This is a genomic window from Streptomyces sp. URMC 126 (assembly GCF_051386555.1).
Lineage (GTDB): Bacteria > Actinomycetota > Actinomycetes > Streptomycetales > Streptomycetaceae > Streptomyces.
The window spans coordinates 1-1,026 of sequence record NZ_JBPQTX010000631.1; the positions used below are offsets into that span (position 1 = coordinate 1).

1 rRNA gene and 1 pseudogene are annotated in these 1,026 nt (G+C 71.2%); both read left to right on the forward strand.

The features are described 5' to 3' along the window. Nucleotides 1-77 (forward strand): 5S ribosomal RNA (gene rrf / locus ACSNOK_RS33205); the annotation flags it as partial. A gap of 128 nt (nt 78-205) precedes the next feature. Continuing rightward, nucleotides 206-1,026 (forward strand): annotated as a pseudogene (locus ACSNOK_RS33210) (hypothetical protein); the annotation flags it as partial.

A 1,026-nucleotide genomic window follows, 5' to 3' on the forward strand; every position in this document is an offset into this window, starting at 1 on the left:
CGAACCCGGAAGCTAAGCCTTTCAGCGCCGATGGTACTGCATGGGGGACCGTGTGGGAGAGTAGGACGCCGCCGAACAATATTTCAAGGACCCTTGGTCCCAGCGTTCACGCTGGGGCCAAGGGTCCTTTTGCTTTTTGTCGAAGCGCGACCGCCGGGCGGCTGCGCGAGAATGACTGCGGTACCTCAAGACAGGAGTCACGTCGATGTCCACCAACTCTCCCGACGACCGTTCGGGCGGCGACCGCCACGGCGGGCCGCGGGGCGGCTTCCGCCGTGACGACCGTGGCGGTCGTCCCTCCGGCGGCGGCTACGGCCGACGTGACGACGACCGCGGTGGCTACCGTGGTGGCCGCGACGACCGTGGCGGCCGGCCAGCCGGCTCCGGTGGCGGTTACGGCCGTCGTGATGACGACCGCGGCGGCTTCCGCCGTGACGACCGGCGCGATGACCGCGGCCCCCGTCGTGATGACGATCGCGGTGGGTTCCGGCGCGACGAGCGTCCCCCGTTCCGCCGTGACGAGCGGCGTGACGACCGTGGGCCCCGTCGTGACGACGACCGTGGCGGCTTCCGCCGCGATGACCGTGGCGGGCGTCCCTTCGGCGGCGGCGGTGGCGGTGGCTATGGCCGTCGTGACGACGACCGCGGTGGGTTCCGGCGTGACGAGCGTCGTGATGCCGACCGGCCGTCCTACCGTCGCGATGACCGGCGTGATGAGCGTGGGCCGCGTCGTGATGACGATCGCGGTGGGTTCCGGCGGGATGAGCGTCCCTCGTTCCGGCGTGACGAGCGGCGTGATGAGCGTGGGCCGCGTCGCGATGACGACCGGGGTGGGTTCCGGCGTGATGAGCGTCGTGATGCCGATCGGCCGTCCTACCGTCGCGATGACCGGCGTGATGAGCGTGGGCCGCGTCGTGACGATGACCGGGGTGGGTTCCGGCGCGATGAGCGTCCCTCGTTCCGGCGTGACGAGCGGCGTGATGAGCGTGGGCCGCGTCGCGATGACGACCGGGGTGGGTTCCGGCG